Origin of the sequence: Hymenobacter glacieicola (genome assembly GCF_014640315.1) — a bacterium.
GTDB classification, from domain to species: Bacteria; Bacteroidota; Bacteroidia; order Cytophagales; family Hymenobacteraceae; genus Hymenobacter; species Hymenobacter glacieicola.
In genome coordinates this window covers 91,112-105,941 of the sequence record NZ_BMGS01000004.1, presented here as the reverse complement: position 1 = coordinate 105,941, position 14,830 = coordinate 91,112, and the positions used below count along the sequence as shown (strand labels likewise).

Genomic DNA, 14,830 nt, shown 5'->3' with positions numbered 1-14,830 from the left:
CCCGACTAATGAATAAATTTTTAATTCGTGGCTTGGTAGCAGCCACCACAGGTCTTACGCTATCTGCCGGTCTAACGTCTTGTAATGACCTTGACTTGGAGCCTAAGTACGAGACGACGCCGGACCGGGTGTACGTTGACCTGAATGGTTACCGCTCAGTGCTGGCGAAAGTGTATGGTGGTTTTGCGGTGACGGGTCTGGGTTCCGATGACAATGGAGCTTCTGGTGGGGGTGACGTTGGGGGCATTGACGAGGGCACGTCTGACTACATCCGTCAGTTGTGGAGTGCTCAGACCTTGTCTACCGACGAGGCCATTCTGGCTTGGGGTGATGCTGGGGTGCGCGATTGGCACAACATGAACTGGACGGCTTCCAACCCGCTTATTCGTGGTCTGTACTACCGCATTTATTACGAAATTGCCGTTGCTAACGAGTTCATTCGTGAATCGAGCGATGATAAGTTGAACTCCCGGCTCAGCGGCAACGATATTGCCACTGTAAAGCGCTACCGTGCTGAAGCCCGTTTCCTGCGTGCCGTGGCTTACATGCACGTTCTGGACTTGTACGGTGGTGGTCCTTTCGTTGTGGAAACCGATCCGGCTGGTGCCTTCACGCCCCCTTATCGTAATCGGCAGCAGTTATTTGAGTACGTGGAAAGCGAACTGCTCGCGTTGAGCAACGACGCCGACTTCGCCGAGCCTAAGACCAACGAGTATGGTCGCGTTGACAAGGCTGCAGCTTGGAGCATGTTGTCTCGTCTGTACCTGAACGCGGGAGTGTACACGGGTACTCCTCGTTTCAATGATGCAGCTACCTTCGCTAAGCGCGTAATTGATGTGCCTGGCTTCGCTCTTTCTTCAGCACCAGCTGGTCGGGTTGCTTCGGCTTATGGCCGCTTGTTCCTGGCTGACAATAACACGTCGCCGGCACGTGACGAAATTATCTGGCCGGTAACTTTCGATGCCAACAACACGCGGAGCTTCGGGGGTACTACCTTCTTGGTGAACGGTTCCACCAGCCCCAGCAACGCTAGCTGGAAGGCTAAAAACGGTATGCCCCAGGGCGGCTGGGGTGGCATGCGGGCTACTAAGAATCTGGTGAATCTGTTCGGGGCCGATACCGCTCGTGATACGCGGGGCCGTTTCTGGACGCAGGGCCAGAGCCTGGAAATCAACGATATCGGTAACTTCAATGAAGGCTTCGGTGTCGTTAAGTTCCGTAACGTAACCTCCACGGGTACTGCCCTGGGTGGTTCGCAAAGCCAGTCAAGCGTAGACTTCCCGATGATTCGTCTGGCAGAAGTAATGCTGAACTACGCGGAGGCCGTTTCTCGTGGTGGCTCCGGCGATGCTACCTTGGCGTTATCCTACGTCAACCGGATTCGTCGTCGGGCTTACGGTGTGCCACTTACGACGCCTAATCCAACTGTTGACTTGGCAGCCCTTTCAACTGACGCCCTGCTGAATGAGCGCGGCCGTGAATTGTTTTGGGAAGGCTTCCGCCGGACCGACCTTATCCGCTACAACCGCTTTGTAGATGCTTACCTCTGGCCTTGGAAAGGCGGGGTGGCCGCTGGTCGTAATGTGGAAGCATTCCGGACTCTGTACCCACTACCTGCTTCTGATTTGACAGTAAACCCGAATCTGAAGCAGAATCCTGGTTATTAAGCAGAACTTCTACGCTCCGCCCAAGTAATTTTGGCGGGGCGTAGATATCTTCTTTCGTATTAAACTTCCCACATAACGGTATCATTCTACATGAAAAATTGGTTCGCTCAACTAGCCGGACTGGTTATGGTAACGGCCCTGACTCTTACTTCCTGCGAGAAGGATGAGACGCAGGTAACTCTGAACCCCACCAACTCCCCTACCTTCTCAGCTTCTACTAACACCGTTGTGCTGCAACAGGCCAACAGTGCTCAGAACGCTATTACCTTCACTTGGACGCCAGTTAATTATAGCTGGGGCAATGCTAGCAGCTCGGCAGTTGTGCCTACCGTACAGTATGCCGCTGAGATTGACAAGAAAGGCAACAATTTCGCGCGTCCAGTAACAGTAACCCTGGGAACTGGCACTACTACTACCTCAACTCTTACAGTTGAGGCGCTTAACCAGAGCCTGAATACATTAGGCTTGCCTAATGGTGTAGCTACGGACGTTGATGTACGCCTCAAAGCGTATGTTGCGGCTAACACGCCTACCTACTCTCCGACGGTAACGTTGAAGGCTACTCCTTACAAAGTGTGCATTGCCCCCACCACGGACAAATGGTCGATCATCGGGCCGGCGGGCGTTGATTGGTCAACTGATGTTCCTCTCACCTACGATTGTGACACCAAAACGTACGTGCTTACCCGGACGCTGAACGCCGGAGAGTTCAAGTTCCGCAAAAACAACGACTGGGCCGGTAATCTGGGCGGCGACGGTGCAGGCGACAAGTTGAAAGTAGATGGGGCCAACATAGCTGTTGCTACTGCTGGCATGTACACTATTTCGCTAAATCTTGCCGGTGCTACCCCAACCTACTCACTGACCAAGAAATAAGGGACAGTAGTTTGCTCCTTATCAAATATTCGGAAAGGCCGCTGGTAAATACGCCAGCGGCCTTTTTTGTGTGGTACCTCCTAATCAGTCAAGCGTAAACTCTTTTCCCCGGGAGGGGTATCATGCAGAACGAAGCTGGGCCGCGCTAGTTGATATTGGGGGCCGTGCCTTATCCTTGTCATCACCCGGCGCATTGCTATCTTACAGCCGAGTGAAGTACTGGCGGTTTGCTCACCTAAGGATGTATTTTACTTACAACTGCCACTTATAGAAAAGCCCCGCTGCTTAGGCAGCGGGGCTTTCGTATTCATAATGCTACTTAAAGTATTCTACTCAACTACTACCTTCTGGCTGGTCATTTGGTCACCTACGCGCAGCTTTACAAAGTAAGCGCCGGCGGTAAGGTTGGTCAGTGGGTACGACTGCTTGCCGGACTGCGTGCCGGACGCTACGGTACGAACCCGCTGACCCAAGGAGTTGAACACGTCCAGAGAAACGTTTTGCTGACCGGCTACTACGTAGTCGATGGTAGCGGCGGCAGGCGCGGGATTAGGATACACCCCGAACTTCAGGGCCGCAGCTGCAGCATTCCGGTTGGAAGTAACGATACTCAGGCCCGAGGCCGTAACGGTTAGCGTGGCAGCTTGCGTACCCGCAATAGCTGTAAAATCGGCGCCAGAACCCGGGTTAGCAGCGTCAGCAGGGCCCTGCGGGATGTAGTCGCTGGAGATGAAACCTCCGTCTTGGTTGTTTTGCAGGGCAAAAATTCTAACCTGACCGCCCGTGGCCGGAATACCCATTGCCGAGCGGCTTACCACAATTTCCAGCCCATTGGCCGGCGCGTTGCCATTGGTAGCGAACCCAGGGTTACTCGACAGGTTAGCGCTGGTTAGGTAGGCTACCTGGGCCCCAGCGAAGGGAGCAAACGTGCCGGTGGTGCTGGCCGGTACCGTGAAGGCGGCGCCAGTTACGGCATTCAGCGGCGTGCTGCCGCTTGCTACCATAGCCGTAGCCGTGGGGGTGGTGCCAGGGGTGTATACTACAGCACCCATTTGTACTTGCCCGGCCGCACCGGTGCCCTTGATAGCTACGCCCAGATCGGCGGCCAAATCCAGCTTGGCGTTCATCTTCTGGAATGAGGTAGCCGGACCGGAGGTAGGATCGGCGGGGAGTGGTAGGGCCGTGCCTACCGGAATGCCGTCTACGCCCGGCCGGTCAATGAATACCTGCAGCGAGTTCTTTATTTCTGTGGCGCTAGATTCTAGGGTGCCTACTAGGAAGAAATACAGGTTGTTGGCGTCAGCAGCGGCGTACAGAGCCAGCACCCCAGCGTCACCGAACCCGCGGGCACCGGTATCACGGCCTACTAGCTGATAGCCGTTCGCTGCTACTTCCGTGGCTGCCAGCTTGCCGTCAACCGTGATAGGGGCCTGGGCCATAGAGGGCAAAGCAGCTACAGACAGTAGGCCAAGAGTAGCTAGAGTAATGGTTTTTTTCATGAATAAAAGAAAAAGTGTGAATAAAATTTTTTACCAGGCTTAGTCAGTAAGTGATTCCTTACTGCTGCCCTGGCACTAAAAGTACTATATATCTCTTATTACCAAAACTCAAGTATTACCAAAACTCAAGGCCTAGTTATCTTCTCCAAAAAAACAGCTTATGAGCGTAAGCTGAAAGACTAGCAAGTAACTATTTCCTTCCCGGTTCCTTTCTGGCTATGGCTAAGGAAAAAAGGCTTAACGGAACTTACAAAGCATTTTTTTGTACCGAAATCTTTTCCGTGCTTCGTTCTTAGTTATGGCTGAACTTTCACTTGTTCCCTCGGAGCTCGCCCAGATCAGCCACGTAAGTTTTTCCTCACCTTTCCAACTGGAATATGATTCTTATTGCCGACGGCGGCTCGACTAAGAGCAACTGGTGCCAGCTTGATGATGCGGGTAACCGGGTGTACTTCAACACCGAAGGGTACAACCCTGATTTTATGGGTACCACCGCCATTGCGGCATCCTTGGATAAGAACTTGCCCGACACACTACCCCGTCAGGAAGTAAGCAAGGTGTATTACTACGGCGCGGGCGTGCACAACGCGGAAAAGGCCGAGCGGGTAGCTGCCGCCATGCGTCAGATTTTTCCGAACGCCAACGCCTTTGTAGCCGAGGACCTGCTGGCGGCGGCCCACGCCCTGCTCGGCAACAAGCCGGGCTTTGCGGCCATTCTGGGCACGGGCACCAACTCCTGCCTTTACGACGGCGAGAAAATTACCTATAACGTGGACTCCCTGGGCTATTTCCTCGGCGACGAGGGCTCCGGCTCGTTTATTGGCAAGCGCCTGCTACGCGACTACCTGCGCGGCCTGCTGCCCGATGGCTTGCAGGAAATCTTCCAGGAGGAGTTCAAGCTCACGCGCGACGAAATTCTGGACCGGCTCTACAACCAGCCCCTGCCTAACCGGTTTCTGGCCAGCTTCGCCAAGTTTACCTACGACCACAACAACATCAGCTACTGCCGCGAGATTGTGCTGCAGGGGTTCGAGACGTTCTTCGCTAACCTGGTGAGTCACTACCCCAACTATCAGGACTATACCTTCAACTGCGTGGGCTCAGTGGGCTACAACTTCCGCGACGCGCTGACTCAGGTAGCGCGTGGTCACAACATGGAGGTCGGCAAAATCATCCGCTCCCCCATCGACGACCTCGTGTCGTATCACGAAACTGCCTTGCGCTAAGCGGCCTGTACACTTCGCGCAGAGCGCATAACTAAAAAGGGCCACCCTACTAACAGGGTGGCCCTTTTTAGTTTGCCCTACCTGGCTGGCTCCCGCGAGAACCAGCCAGGTCAGAAGCAGACAACTTGATTATTTCTGGACGACCAACCGAACGGCTTGCTGCTGCTGGCCGGTGGTGAGCTGTACCAGGTATATGCCATTGGCCAGGTTGCGCAGCGGCAACTCCAGCTCGTGGGCACCGGCGGCCTGCCGGGTAGCGGGCAGCGTATGCACCGTGGCGCCAAGCAGGTTGGTAACCGTTACCTGCACGGTAGTTGCCTGGGGCAGGCTGTAGCGCAGCTGGGCCGAGGCACTGGCCGGGTTGGGCTGGGCAGTCAACTGCAGAACGGCCGCGTCGCGCTGGCGCTTGGTGGCCAGCACCGTACCCGCGGGGACAGCAATTTTGCGGGAGGTGTACACGGCGTACTGGCCGGGCGCCAGGGTCATGCTCATGGTAGCGCTAGTTACGGCCAGCGGCTCGCTAGTGAGGTAGTTATACCAGGTGCCGGTTTGCGGGAACGTAACCGTGGCAGTAGCGGGCGTCACATCAAAGTTACCAACCACGGTCACGCTCAGGCGCGGGTCGGTGAGCTGCAAGGTTTTCACGGCGCCGCTCAGGTTTTGAGTAAAGCTGGCTGGGTTTTCGAAGGCGGGCTCCTGCACTTTCAGGGCAATCAGGCTGCGGTACACGTCGTACAGACGGCGACGGTTGGGGTCCTGGTAGTAGTTCCACAACGCGGGCTTGTTGCTGAGTTTGCAGTTGTCCGTGGGGTAGGGCTGAGGCACCGTACCATCGGGGCAGGAGAAAATCGACTTGTCGTAGCCTAGCTCGCCAAACTGCCAAATCATTTTGGGACCGGGCACGGGGAAGAAGAAGGCCGCGGCCATTTCCTGACGGGCCAGGGCCGTTGGCAGGTTTTTCACGCTGTAAGAGCCCGAAGAATTACCGAACGTCAGGTTCTTGTACATCAGGCGCTCTTCGTCGTGGCTTTCCATGTAGGTTACCAGGTTGGGCTGGCTCCAGCCGCGGCCGCCTTGTGCGGTGCTACCGTAGTAGCCGTAGCTGAAGTTGGAGTTGGGCAGGTAGCCCATGGTCGCCTCGTTGTAGTTGTAGGTCATAATACCCCACAGCATCAGGCCCATATCCGACAGCACTTTTTCCTCGTCGTTGTTGCCCAGGTGCTCCAGAATGGGGTACGAGGTAGCATCCACGCTCACTTGGTAATCGTGGTAGTCCTTCCAGATATTCACGCGCGACTGGTCGTACTGGCCCCAGTCGCCCACATTGGTGCTTACTTTCTGGGTGAAACCCTTACTCAAATCAAAGCGGTAGCCGTCTACGTTGTACTCCTTAAGCCAGTGCTCAATAACGCGCTTGGAGAAATAACGGGTGTAGGGGCTTTCGTGGTTGAAATCGTAGCCTACGCTAAAAGGGTGCGTGGCATCGGGGTTAAACCAGGGGTTGCTGGCGGCGGGTTTGTTGCCATCGAAGTACATCTGCACCATGGGGCTCTGGCCGAAGGACTGGTTCAGGACCACGTCGAGCACCACGGCAATACCGCGCTTGTGGCACTCGTCAATGAAGCGCTTCAGCTCGTTTTTCGAGCCGTAGTACTTGTCCGGGGCAAAGTAGAACGACACATTGTAGCCCCAGCTTTCGTTGCCCTCAAACTCATTGGGCGGCATCAGCTCGATGACGTTGACGCCCAGGCGCTTCAAGTAAGCCAGGGTATCGGTCAGGGTTTTGTAGTCGTGGCGGGCCACAAAGTCGCGGGGCAGCAGCTCGTACACCACCATATCGGTGCGGGCGGGCCGCTGGAAGTTGGTGGTTTGCCAGGTGTAAGTAGGGGCGTTGCTCTGCAGCACCGAAACGATGCCGTTGGTTTTGCCAGCGGGGTACGCCTTCAGGTTGGGGTACACCGTGTAGCCCGCGGTGTTGATGTACTGGTCGTTGTCGGGGTCCAATACCTTTTCGGTGAAGGGGTCAGCCACGCGCATGGTTTCGTTGATCAGAAACTGGTAGGCGTACTCCTGGCCGGGCGTCAGGCCGTCAATCTGCACCCACCACCGGTCGTCGGCGGCGCGGCTGGCGGTGGTGGTATCCGTGCGCTTAAGCTGGTAGGCGGCGCCGGGCTGCCAGTTGTTGAAGTCGCCGAGCACGTACACCGATTTTTTAAGCGGAGCCGTCAGGCTCAGGATGGCCGAGGTACCGTTGTTAATGTACGTAACGCCGTCTTTCTTGGCCCCGGCCGGTAGCGCGGCCGTAGTGAAGGGGGCGCGCACCAGTACGCTGAGCGTAGCCGAGGCGGTGTTGGTACCGCTGGTGGCCGTCAGCACCAGGTCGTTCTGGCCGGCCTGGGTTACGGGCACCGTGGCCGTCAGAACTTTGGTGTTGGTTTGCTGGGCTACCTGGGTGCCATTAAGCGTCAGGGTCAGCGTGGACTCAGTGGAAGCCTCGCCCCTAACGCTAAGGCTGGTGCCGCTATTTACAAAAATGGGGTTGCCATTCTGCGAAGCCGGGCTGGTGAAAGCAACAGCAAAGGCGGATTGGGATACATCCACGAAGATGTCGCCGCCGCCGGTGGCGCGGCCCACGGTGGTGCCGGCCGCATTTTTAAAGATCATGGCCAGCTTCTTGACCTGATCGGTCGCCGCTACGCCGTACCAGGCGCGCACGCTGGGCGTGAGGGCAATGGTGTAGCGGTTGGGGTTGGTGGCGTCGCGCGTCATCTTGGCGGCCGGATCGGCCTGATTGAACGTCGGGCTCTTTACGTACTTCCAGTCAGAGTTGGAGTTGCTCTTGTCCGTAATAACGCCGGTCCAGATGTAGACGTCGCCGGTGAAATTGGCTAATGCTGCGTTGCCCTGCGTGGCATCGAACACAATGGTTACCGGGTCCGTGTCGCGGAAAAGAGCTGGCTGCGTGGTAACGACCTGAGCCTGCAGAACCGGGATTCCAGCCAGTAAAGCCACCAGACTTAAGAAAAGTCGAAGTATTCTCATGAAAAATGGAGGTTGGGAATTTTGGAAAGTGAGAACAAGACAAATGCTCTATTAACACGAGGCAGTCAAAAGCATCGTATCAAAGCGCAAGGGGGCATTAAAGATAGAGGATGGCGGCAGTTGTTACCAAGTCAATAGCCGCTTTTATTGTAGCTTTGATTCCTGTTTTTCGGCTTTCTGCCTTTTCCTCTTCTATGGTGTCTTTCCAGCCGCTCCGCCAGCTAGTTGGCCGCCTCGCGGGGTGGGCAGCCCTGACGGCCGGCTTGGGCACCCTCACTACCCCGGCTGCCGCCCAGCTACCCCGGCTCCCGGCCCCCGAAGCTGGGGCCAGCGCCCCCACCCCACCAGCCGATGCGGCAGCGGCCCGGCCCGACACTACCCGCCTGAGCCGGCGGCTGCCTTTGCTGGCGGGAGGGCTGGTAGTAACGTACTCTGGAACGATGTATCTGCTTAGCCGGGGCTGGTACACCGGTGAGCGGAGCCGCTTGCACTGGTTCAATGACTTATCGGAGTGGAAGCAGCTCGACAAGGCGGGTCACTTCTGGGGGGCTTTCCACGAAAGCCGGGGCGCCGTGGACATGCTGCGCTGGGCGGGCGTGCCCGAGCGGCGGGCCCTCTGGTACGGCGGTTTCGTGGGGTTCTTGTTGCAGAGCCCAATCGAGCTACTAGATGGCCGCGACCCGGCCTACGGCGCCTCTGCCACTGATTTAGCCGCCAACCTCCTGGGCTCCGTGGGTTTGATCGGTCAGCAGCTGGCGTGGAACGAGGTGCGCATCATGCCCAAATACTCCTTTCATACCACGCCCTACGCCAAGCGGCGCCCCAACGTACTGGGCCGCAGCCTGGCGGAGCAGCACCTGAAGGACTACAACGGCCAGACATACTGGCTATGCGCCGACGTAGGCGCCTGGCTGCCAGCCACCTCCCGCTGGCCCCGGTGGCTGCAGCCCGCCGTGGGCTACGGGGCCCAGCAAATGGTATTCAACGACCCGGCGGCCAACGCTGCCCTGGGCCTGCGCCCTTACCGCCAGTACTACCTCAGCCTCGATGTGGACCTACGCCGCATCCCCACCCGCTCCAAACTCCTGAAGCGGGTGTTCTACGTGGCTAGTATTTTTCACCTCCCGGCTCCTGCTCTGGAGTGGAACAGGAAGCGCGGCTTGGTAGCGCACGGGCTGTATTATTAAGGATTACCGCCGCTACTACAAGCTAGGCCCGAACTCCTATTTTGTGTGGTGAACAGGCAGCGGACCAGCCATACATACTCGGATTATCGGCCTGAATGGGCCCCGCGGCTCCGTCGCGCATAACTCGTCTCACGTCTTTTCTGCCCAGCATCAGCCCCGACAATGCGAGCGGTGCAGGCCCTCCAACGAATCAGGCCGGAGCGCAAAACGGACCGGGAGGGCGGACTGGACCTGCGGTTTGTGGACGACCGCAGCAGCTTCGGCATCATGGGTTACACCAACCGCACATCGGCACCATCCTAGCCGTGCCCTCGTGGCCACGCCCACCGGCTGCTCGGCCACCAGCGCTAACGCCGCCGAAATCAAGCACGGGAAATCCTGACCGAAAAGTACCTGAGCGTGGTTGGCCAGCTTGAGCCTTTCAACGACACTCGGCGGACGGATAACCTGACTGGAGTGCCGAAAAAGCGGGCCGCTACGCCCTCCATTCCCCGCCGCTACCCCCCTTGCCCAGAACGAATTCAGCGCCAGCCTCACCGGCCCCAGCCCATTGCTTCTTGTATGAGCCCACGTAGGCAAACCGTAATCCTTCCGCAGAAAGATTTGCGTACAAAGCCCTGGCTGCTAAGCCAAGGCTTTTTGCTTGCCGGTGGCCCTGGCGGCCTTGCGCTACTTCTCACCGCGGAACGTGCGTGTGCTTCGGCGGCGGAGTTAGGCAAATATATTTTGGTCCTGAAGCCCGCTGGCCGCCTACCTTTGCTGATTATTCCACCCGATTTTTGTTTCTGTTGATATGAACGTAGGAGACCGAGTACGCCTGCTTACTGGGCGCGAGGAAGGCATTATCACCCGCCTGCTCAGCGACGAGCTGGTAGAGGTAGCCATTGACAACGATTTCACCATTCCAGTGCTGCGCCGCGAGGTAGTCGTGGTAGCGGCCGAGGAAACCAAGGCTTTCGGACAGAGCGCGGCTTCGGTGGCGGCCGAAAAGAAAGCAGCTTCTGCCGGCGCGGCCCGGGCCGCCAAAGCTGCCGGCGTACCCGCAGCATCCGCTGCCAACGCTAGCAAAACCGAAGGCCCGGCCCCCATTAAGGCCGATAAAAACCTGACCCCACCGGTTCAGAAGGGCTTGTATTTGGCCCTTACCCACCAGTCGCCGGAACTGCTGGCCCTGCAGATTGTCAACCACACCGACCGGGACGTGCTCTATACGTTTGGGGAGGAGCGCAACGGGCAGTACCGGGGGTTATCGGCGGAACGGCTGGCGGCTAAATCGGCCAGCAAGCCTCTGGGCCACTGGCACCTGAAGGATTTCGACCAGTGGCCGGCTCCCGTGGTGCAGCTGCTGCCGTTTCAGCTCAACGGCACGACAGCCTACGAGCTGCTGACCAAGCGCCTGCAGTTCAAGGCCGCCAGCTTCTACACCAGCCGCCAGCCCAACGTGCCCGTGCTGCAGCGCGAGGCCTACCTCTTCCAGCTCGACGAAAAGCCCGCCGCGCCCGTGGTCGTAGCCCCCGAAAAGCTGGCTGAAACCCTGAAGGCCCAGCTCACTGGCAACGCGCCCGCCAAGCCCGCCGCCGTGGCTCCCGCCCCGGAGCCGGCCAAAGCCATTGTAGCCCCGCCCCACGAGGTAGACCTACACCTGGAAGCCCTCATGCCGGAAGGTGGCACGGAAGGCCTGAGCAACACGGCCATCCTCAAGCTTCAGCTCGAAGCCTTCGAGGACGCCCTGAGCCGGGCCCTGGCTACCAACATGCACGAAATCATCTTCATCCACGGCTCCGGCAACGGCACCCTGCGTAAGGAGCTGCACAAGCTGCTCAGCCGTAACCGCGACATCAAGTTCTTCGAGGACTCGCAAAAGGAGAAGTTCGGCTACGGCGCTACCCTGGTGCGCCTGAAGTAAGCCGAACCAGTATGGTCATTCCGACCACAGGGAGGAATCTGGGGCAAGTCGTTGAATCGATTACCCCAGATTCCTCCCTGTGGTCGGAATGACCGTTCCGGGCGCAACCCTCCAGGCCTATGTGGTACCTTTGCGGCAGAACTATTCCTTCCGCATGAAACTACCCGCGCTACTCGCTGCTTCCCTCCTCTCCCTTGCCGCTTCGGCCCAGCAGTTGCCGGTGCCGCGCAACCTGCAGGCTACCTACGCCAAAGGCACCCGCAGTGAATCGGGCCACCCGGGACCCAACTACTGGCAAAACTCCGCCGATTATACATTAAAGGTCAGCTTCGACCCAACCTCGCGGCGGGTGGCGGGCACCGTGGACATTGCCTACCACAACCAAAGCCCCGACTCACTGCGGCAAATCTGGTTTAAGCTCTACCCCAACCTCTACCAGAAGGGTGCGCCGCGGGCTTCCGGCATCAGCCCGGAGGACGTGAGCGAGGGGGTGAAAATCACCAAGCTGACCATCAACGGGCAGGCTTTGGACGTAGCCAAGCTGCGCGCCGATTTCACTAATTTGTCGGTACCCGTACGCCGCGCTATCGGCCCAAAGCAGAAGGCCCAGGTGTCGGTTGCCTACTCCTACATCCTCAACAAAGGCTCCCACACCCGCACCGGCGAGGTAGAGCCCAACGCGGACTTTGTGGCCTACTTCTTCCCGCGCATAGCGGTGTACGATGACATCGACGGCTGGAACCGCACCCCCTACCTCGGCTCCCAGGAGTTCTACAACGACTTCGCCAACTTCTCCGCTGACATCACCGTGCCCAAGAATTTCGTGGTGTGGGCCACCGGCGACCTGACCAACGCCAGCCAAGTGCTAAGCAAAAAGTACGCTCAGCGCCTTCAGGAGGCGGAGAAGAAGGACGGCATCACCAGCATCATCACCGAGGCCGACCTCAAAGCCCGGGACATTACCGCCCCCAACGCCCAGAATACCTGGCACTTCGAGGCCAAGAACGTGACCGACTTCGTGTTTGCCACCACCGACCATTACGTGTGGCAGTCGAGCAGTTTGGTGGTGGACCCGGCCACCAAGCGCCGCACCCGCGTAGATGCCGTGTACAACACCAAGCACAAGGATTACGAGGAGGTGATTCACTTTGCCCGCCAGACCGTGGAGGCCATGTCGTACACTTTTCCCAAGTGGCCCTTTCCCTACTCCCACGAAACCATTTTCGATGGCCTCGACCAGATGGAGTACCCCATGATGGTGAACGACAACCCCACCAGCACCCGCCAGGACGCCATTACGCTTACCGACCACGAGATATTCCACACGATGTTCCCGTTTTACATGGGCATCAACGAAACCAAGTACGGCTGGATGGATGAGGGCTGGGCTACCATCGGCGAGTGGCTGATTTCGGGCCTCATCGACCCCAAGCTCGACGACGACTACGGCATTGCGCCCTACGCCGCGGCGGCCGCCACCGAAGTTGATCTGCCCATCGTCACGCTCAGCACCCAGCAAACCGGCACGGCTTTCTTCCTCAACTCCTACCCCAAGCCCGGCCTGGGCTACCTCTATGTGAAGGATATGCTCGGCGACGAGCTGTTCACCAAGGCCCTGCACACCTACATCCGCAACTGGAACGGTAAGCACCCCATGCCCTATGACTTCTTCAACTCGATGAACGCCGGGGCCGGCCGCAACCTCAACTGGTTTTGGCAGCGCTGGTTTTTCGACGGCGGCTACCCCGACCTGGCCATCCAGCAGGTCACCAAAACTGCCACCGGCTACGACGTGGTAGTCGAATCAAAAGGCAGCAAGCCTGTTCCCGTCGACCTCACCCTCACCTTCCAGGACAACTCCACCCAGAAGCTGCACCGCACCATTGCCGTCTGGGAGCAGGGCGCCCGCACCGTTACGGTGCCCGTGGTTACCACCAAAGCCGTGAAGCAAGTGAAGCTAGGCGCTACCCTCGTGCCCGACAGCTACCCGAAGGATAACGTGTGGGAGGGGAAGTAATTATAAAATTCGAGCTCATGGTGCTGCTGCCCTCACATCTGCTTTGCTCGTAGATCCTTCATCAGTAGAATTTTGTAGTAGAGAACTAAAGTTATAAATGATGCATACATAGTAATGCACACCATATTGCCACAAAAAAGCAGCCTCTCCAAGTTGGAAAGGCTGCTTTTGGCTTTAATAACAGAGACAATTTAGGCTTTCGACTTTGATTTACCTTTACCGTTCTGTTTATAAGACAGTGTTGTTATAACAGAACCGTTGGGTTCTGTTATTGTTTGTACATCGTATAGGGTAGTCTCGCCGTTTACTGTTTCAGAGTAAGTAGTGTTGTGAACAAACCGTTTGGCCGGACGCTGATTAACAGGCAATTCACCTTTCCAAACAGCTGTGCGGTTGTTAGAAGGCGTTACTAAGAATTTTACCTGTGTCATAGTCAAGCAAGAAGCAGTAAAACCAGGAATACCAAGCAAATTTGCTCCCAGACAATCCTGACGATCCGTTTTTTGCACGTAGGCGCCATTTCCTTGCTGAACAGCACCGCCGATGGCATTCTGGGCTAAAGCGCTAGTGCTTGCCAGAAGGCCAGTCGACAAGGTGAGAATGGCTATTTTCTTGAGAATGTTTTTCATCTTTTACTAGTAAGTGAGAGCAGGATTTTGATCTGTTATGTGCAACACTTTTCAAGTATCGTACCACATTTACCGCATAATACGAAAAAGCTCAACTGTAGATGCAGTTGAGCTTACTTTTTCACAGCAACGCAAATTAACATCTTGGGAAAAGGCTTTACTGCTTTTACTAAATTGAACACTAGGTGAAAATTTTCAGCTAGCAACCCAGCCGTGTTCTTACCTTTGCCCCCAGTGATGGGTCGCCCCACCGCGGCGCCGGACGCAAGAATGGCGACGAGGAAAGTCCGGGCAACGCAGAGCACCCTGCTTCCTAACGGGAAGGACTGGGCGGCGTAACGCTTCTCAGGACAGCCAGTGCCACAGAAAATTACCGCCAGGCGGTGAAGTGGTGAGTTGGTGAAATAGTGAGTCCTTGTTCAAGCTGCGCAAGCAGCACGGCAAACTCACCATTTCACAGTTTCACCATCTCACCTTTGGTAAGGGTGAAAAGGTGCGGTAAGAGCGCACCAGCGGCTGGGTGACCAGGCCGGCTGGGTAAACCTCAGGGGTTGAAAGACCAAATAAGCTGGCACGCAGGCCCTTCGGGGCCGGCACCGGGCGGCTCGTCCGGCGCCAGCGGGTAGGTTGATGGAGCCTTTCCGCGAGGACTGGCCTAGATAAATGGTGGGGCCGCTGTTGCTTGCAAGGGCGGACAAAACCCGGCTTACAGACTCATCACCTTCCATCAAACGGCCGCCGCAGCTTCGGATGCGGCGGCCGTTTTTGTGCTTATATGGTG

The 14,830-nt window shown here is 57.2% G+C and carries 10 protein-coding genes and 1 other RNA gene; 8 read left to right on the top strand and 3 right to left on the bottom strand.

Annotation, left to right across the window (positions count from 1 at the left end; translation table 11 throughout):
* The first annotated feature begins 8 nt into the window (after positions 1–8).
* Both IEW18_RS08450 and IEW18_RS08445 read left to right on the top strand, forming a co-directional pair.
* Positions 9–1,667 (top strand): RagB/SusD family nutrient uptake outer membrane protein, encoded by a 1,659-nt coding sequence (locus IEW18_RS08450; RefSeq protein ID WP_188557404.1) that lies wholly within the window; start codon positions 9–11, stop codon positions 1,665–1,667.
* Between the two features lie 90 nt (positions 1,668–1,757).
* Entirely contained in the window at positions 1,758–2,543 is a 786-nt protein-coding gene (locus tag IEW18_RS08445) for a SusE domain-containing protein (protein WP_188557403.1), read from the top strand.
* A gap of 329 nt (positions 2,544–2,872) precedes the next feature.
* Here the strand turns inward: IEW18_RS08445 and IEW18_RS08440 are convergent, their stop codons facing one another.
* Positions 2,873–3,982: a T9SS type A sorting domain-containing protein gene (locus IEW18_RS08440; RefSeq protein ID WP_229728656.1), complete on the bottom strand. Its 1,110-nt coding sequence runs from the start codon at positions 3,980–3,982 to the stop codon at positions 2,873–2,875.
* A 437-nt stretch (positions 3,983–4,419) separates the two neighbouring features.
* Between IEW18_RS08440 and IEW18_RS08435 the strand changes: the two genes are divergently transcribed.
* Positions 4,420–5,268 (top strand): N-acetylglucosamine kinase, encoded by an 849-nt coding sequence (locus IEW18_RS08435; RefSeq protein ID WP_188557401.1) that lies wholly within the window; start codon positions 4,420–4,422, stop codon positions 5,266–5,268.
* 129 nt (positions 5,269–5,397) lie between these two features.
* Here the strand turns inward: IEW18_RS08435 and IEW18_RS08430 are convergent, their stop codons facing one another.
* Positions 5,398–8,310, bottom strand: a complete 2,913-nt coding sequence (locus IEW18_RS08430) for an alpha-amylase family glycosyl hydrolase (RefSeq protein ID WP_188557400.1) — start codon at positions 8,308–8,310, stop codon at positions 5,398–5,400.
* 194 nt (positions 8,311–8,504) lie between these two features.
* Between IEW18_RS08430 and IEW18_RS08425 the strand changes: the two genes are divergently transcribed.
* From IEW18_RS08425 to IEW18_RS08410, 4 genes are all read left to right on the top strand, one after another.
* Positions 8,505–9,497, top strand: coding sequence for a DUF2279 domain-containing protein (locus IEW18_RS08425; protein ID WP_188557399.1), 993 nt, complete (start codon positions 8,505–8,507; stop codon positions 9,495–9,497).
* A gap of 162 nt (positions 9,498–9,659) precedes the next feature.
* A complete protein-coding gene (locus tag IEW18_RS08420) occupies positions 9,660–9,800 on the top strand; it encodes a hypothetical protein (protein WP_188557398.1) in 141 nt (46 codons plus the stop codon).
* A gap of 490 nt (positions 9,801–10,290) precedes the next feature.
* Positions 10,291–11,403 carry a Smr/MutS family protein gene (locus IEW18_RS08415; protein WP_188557397.1) on the top strand — a complete coding sequence of 371 codons (1,113 nt, stop codon included), beginning with the start codon at positions 10,291–10,293 and terminating at the stop codon, positions 11,401–11,403.
* A 154-nt stretch (positions 11,404–11,557) separates the two neighbouring features.
* Positions 11,558–13,420 (top strand): M1 family metallopeptidase, encoded by a 1,863-nt coding sequence (locus IEW18_RS08410; protein WP_188557396.1) that lies wholly within the window; start codon positions 11,558–11,560, stop codon positions 13,418–13,420.
* Between the two features lie 191 nt (positions 13,421–13,611).
* On the opposite strand, the gene IEW18_RS08405 is transcribed toward IEW18_RS08410, so the two are convergent.
* Positions 13,612–14,049, bottom strand: a complete 438-nt coding sequence (locus IEW18_RS08405; protein WP_188557395.1) for a hypothetical protein — start codon at positions 14,047–14,049, stop codon at positions 13,612–13,614.
* A gap of 234 nt (positions 14,050–14,283) precedes the next feature.
* Between IEW18_RS08405 and rnpB the strand changes: the two genes are divergently transcribed.
* Positions 14,284–14,774: RNase P RNA component class A (gene rnpB, locus IEW18_RS08400), an RNA gene on the top strand.
* Positions 14,775–14,830: the final 56 nt, after the last annotated feature.

What these genes read in the sequence shown, in the direction of transcription:
- IEW18_RS08450 (WP_188557404.1), top strand. Translation starts at nt 9, where the DNA reads ATGAATAAATTTTTAATTCGTGGCTTGGTAGCAGCCACCACAGGTCTT.
- IEW18_RS08445 (WP_188557403.1), top strand. Translation starts at nt 1,758, where the DNA reads ATGAAAAATTGGTTCGCTCAACTAGCCGGACTGGTTATGGTAACGGCC.
- IEW18_RS08440 (WP_229728656.1), bottom strand. Translation starts at nt 3,982, where the DNA reads ATGGCCCAGGCCCCTATCACGGTTGACGGCAAGCTGGCAGCCACGGAA.
- IEW18_RS08435 (WP_188557401.1), top strand. Translation starts at nt 4,420, where the DNA reads ATGATTCTTATTGCCGACGGCGGCTCGACTAAGAGCAACTGGTGCCAG.
- IEW18_RS08430 (WP_188557400.1), bottom strand. Translation starts at nt 8,310, where the DNA reads ATGAGAATACTTCGACTTTTCTTAAGTCTGGTGGCTTTACTGGCTGGA.
- IEW18_RS08425 (WP_188557399.1), top strand. Translation starts at nt 8,505, where the DNA reads ATGGTGTCTTTCCAGCCGCTCCGCCAGCTAGTTGGCCGCCTCGCGGGG.
- IEW18_RS08420 (WP_188557398.1), top strand. Translation starts at nt 9,660, where the DNA reads ATGCGAGCGGTGCAGGCCCTCCAACGAATCAGGCCGGAGCGCAAAACG.
- IEW18_RS08415 (WP_188557397.1), top strand. Translation starts at nt 10,291, where the DNA reads ATGAACGTAGGAGACCGAGTACGCCTGCTTACTGGGCGCGAGGAAGGC.
- IEW18_RS08410 (WP_188557396.1), top strand. Translation starts at nt 11,558, where the DNA reads ATGAAACTACCCGCGCTACTCGCTGCTTCCCTCCTCTCCCTTGCCGCT.
- IEW18_RS08405 (WP_188557395.1), bottom strand. Translation starts at nt 14,049, where the DNA reads ATGAAAAACATTCTCAAGAAAATAGCCATTCTCACCTTGTCGACTGGC.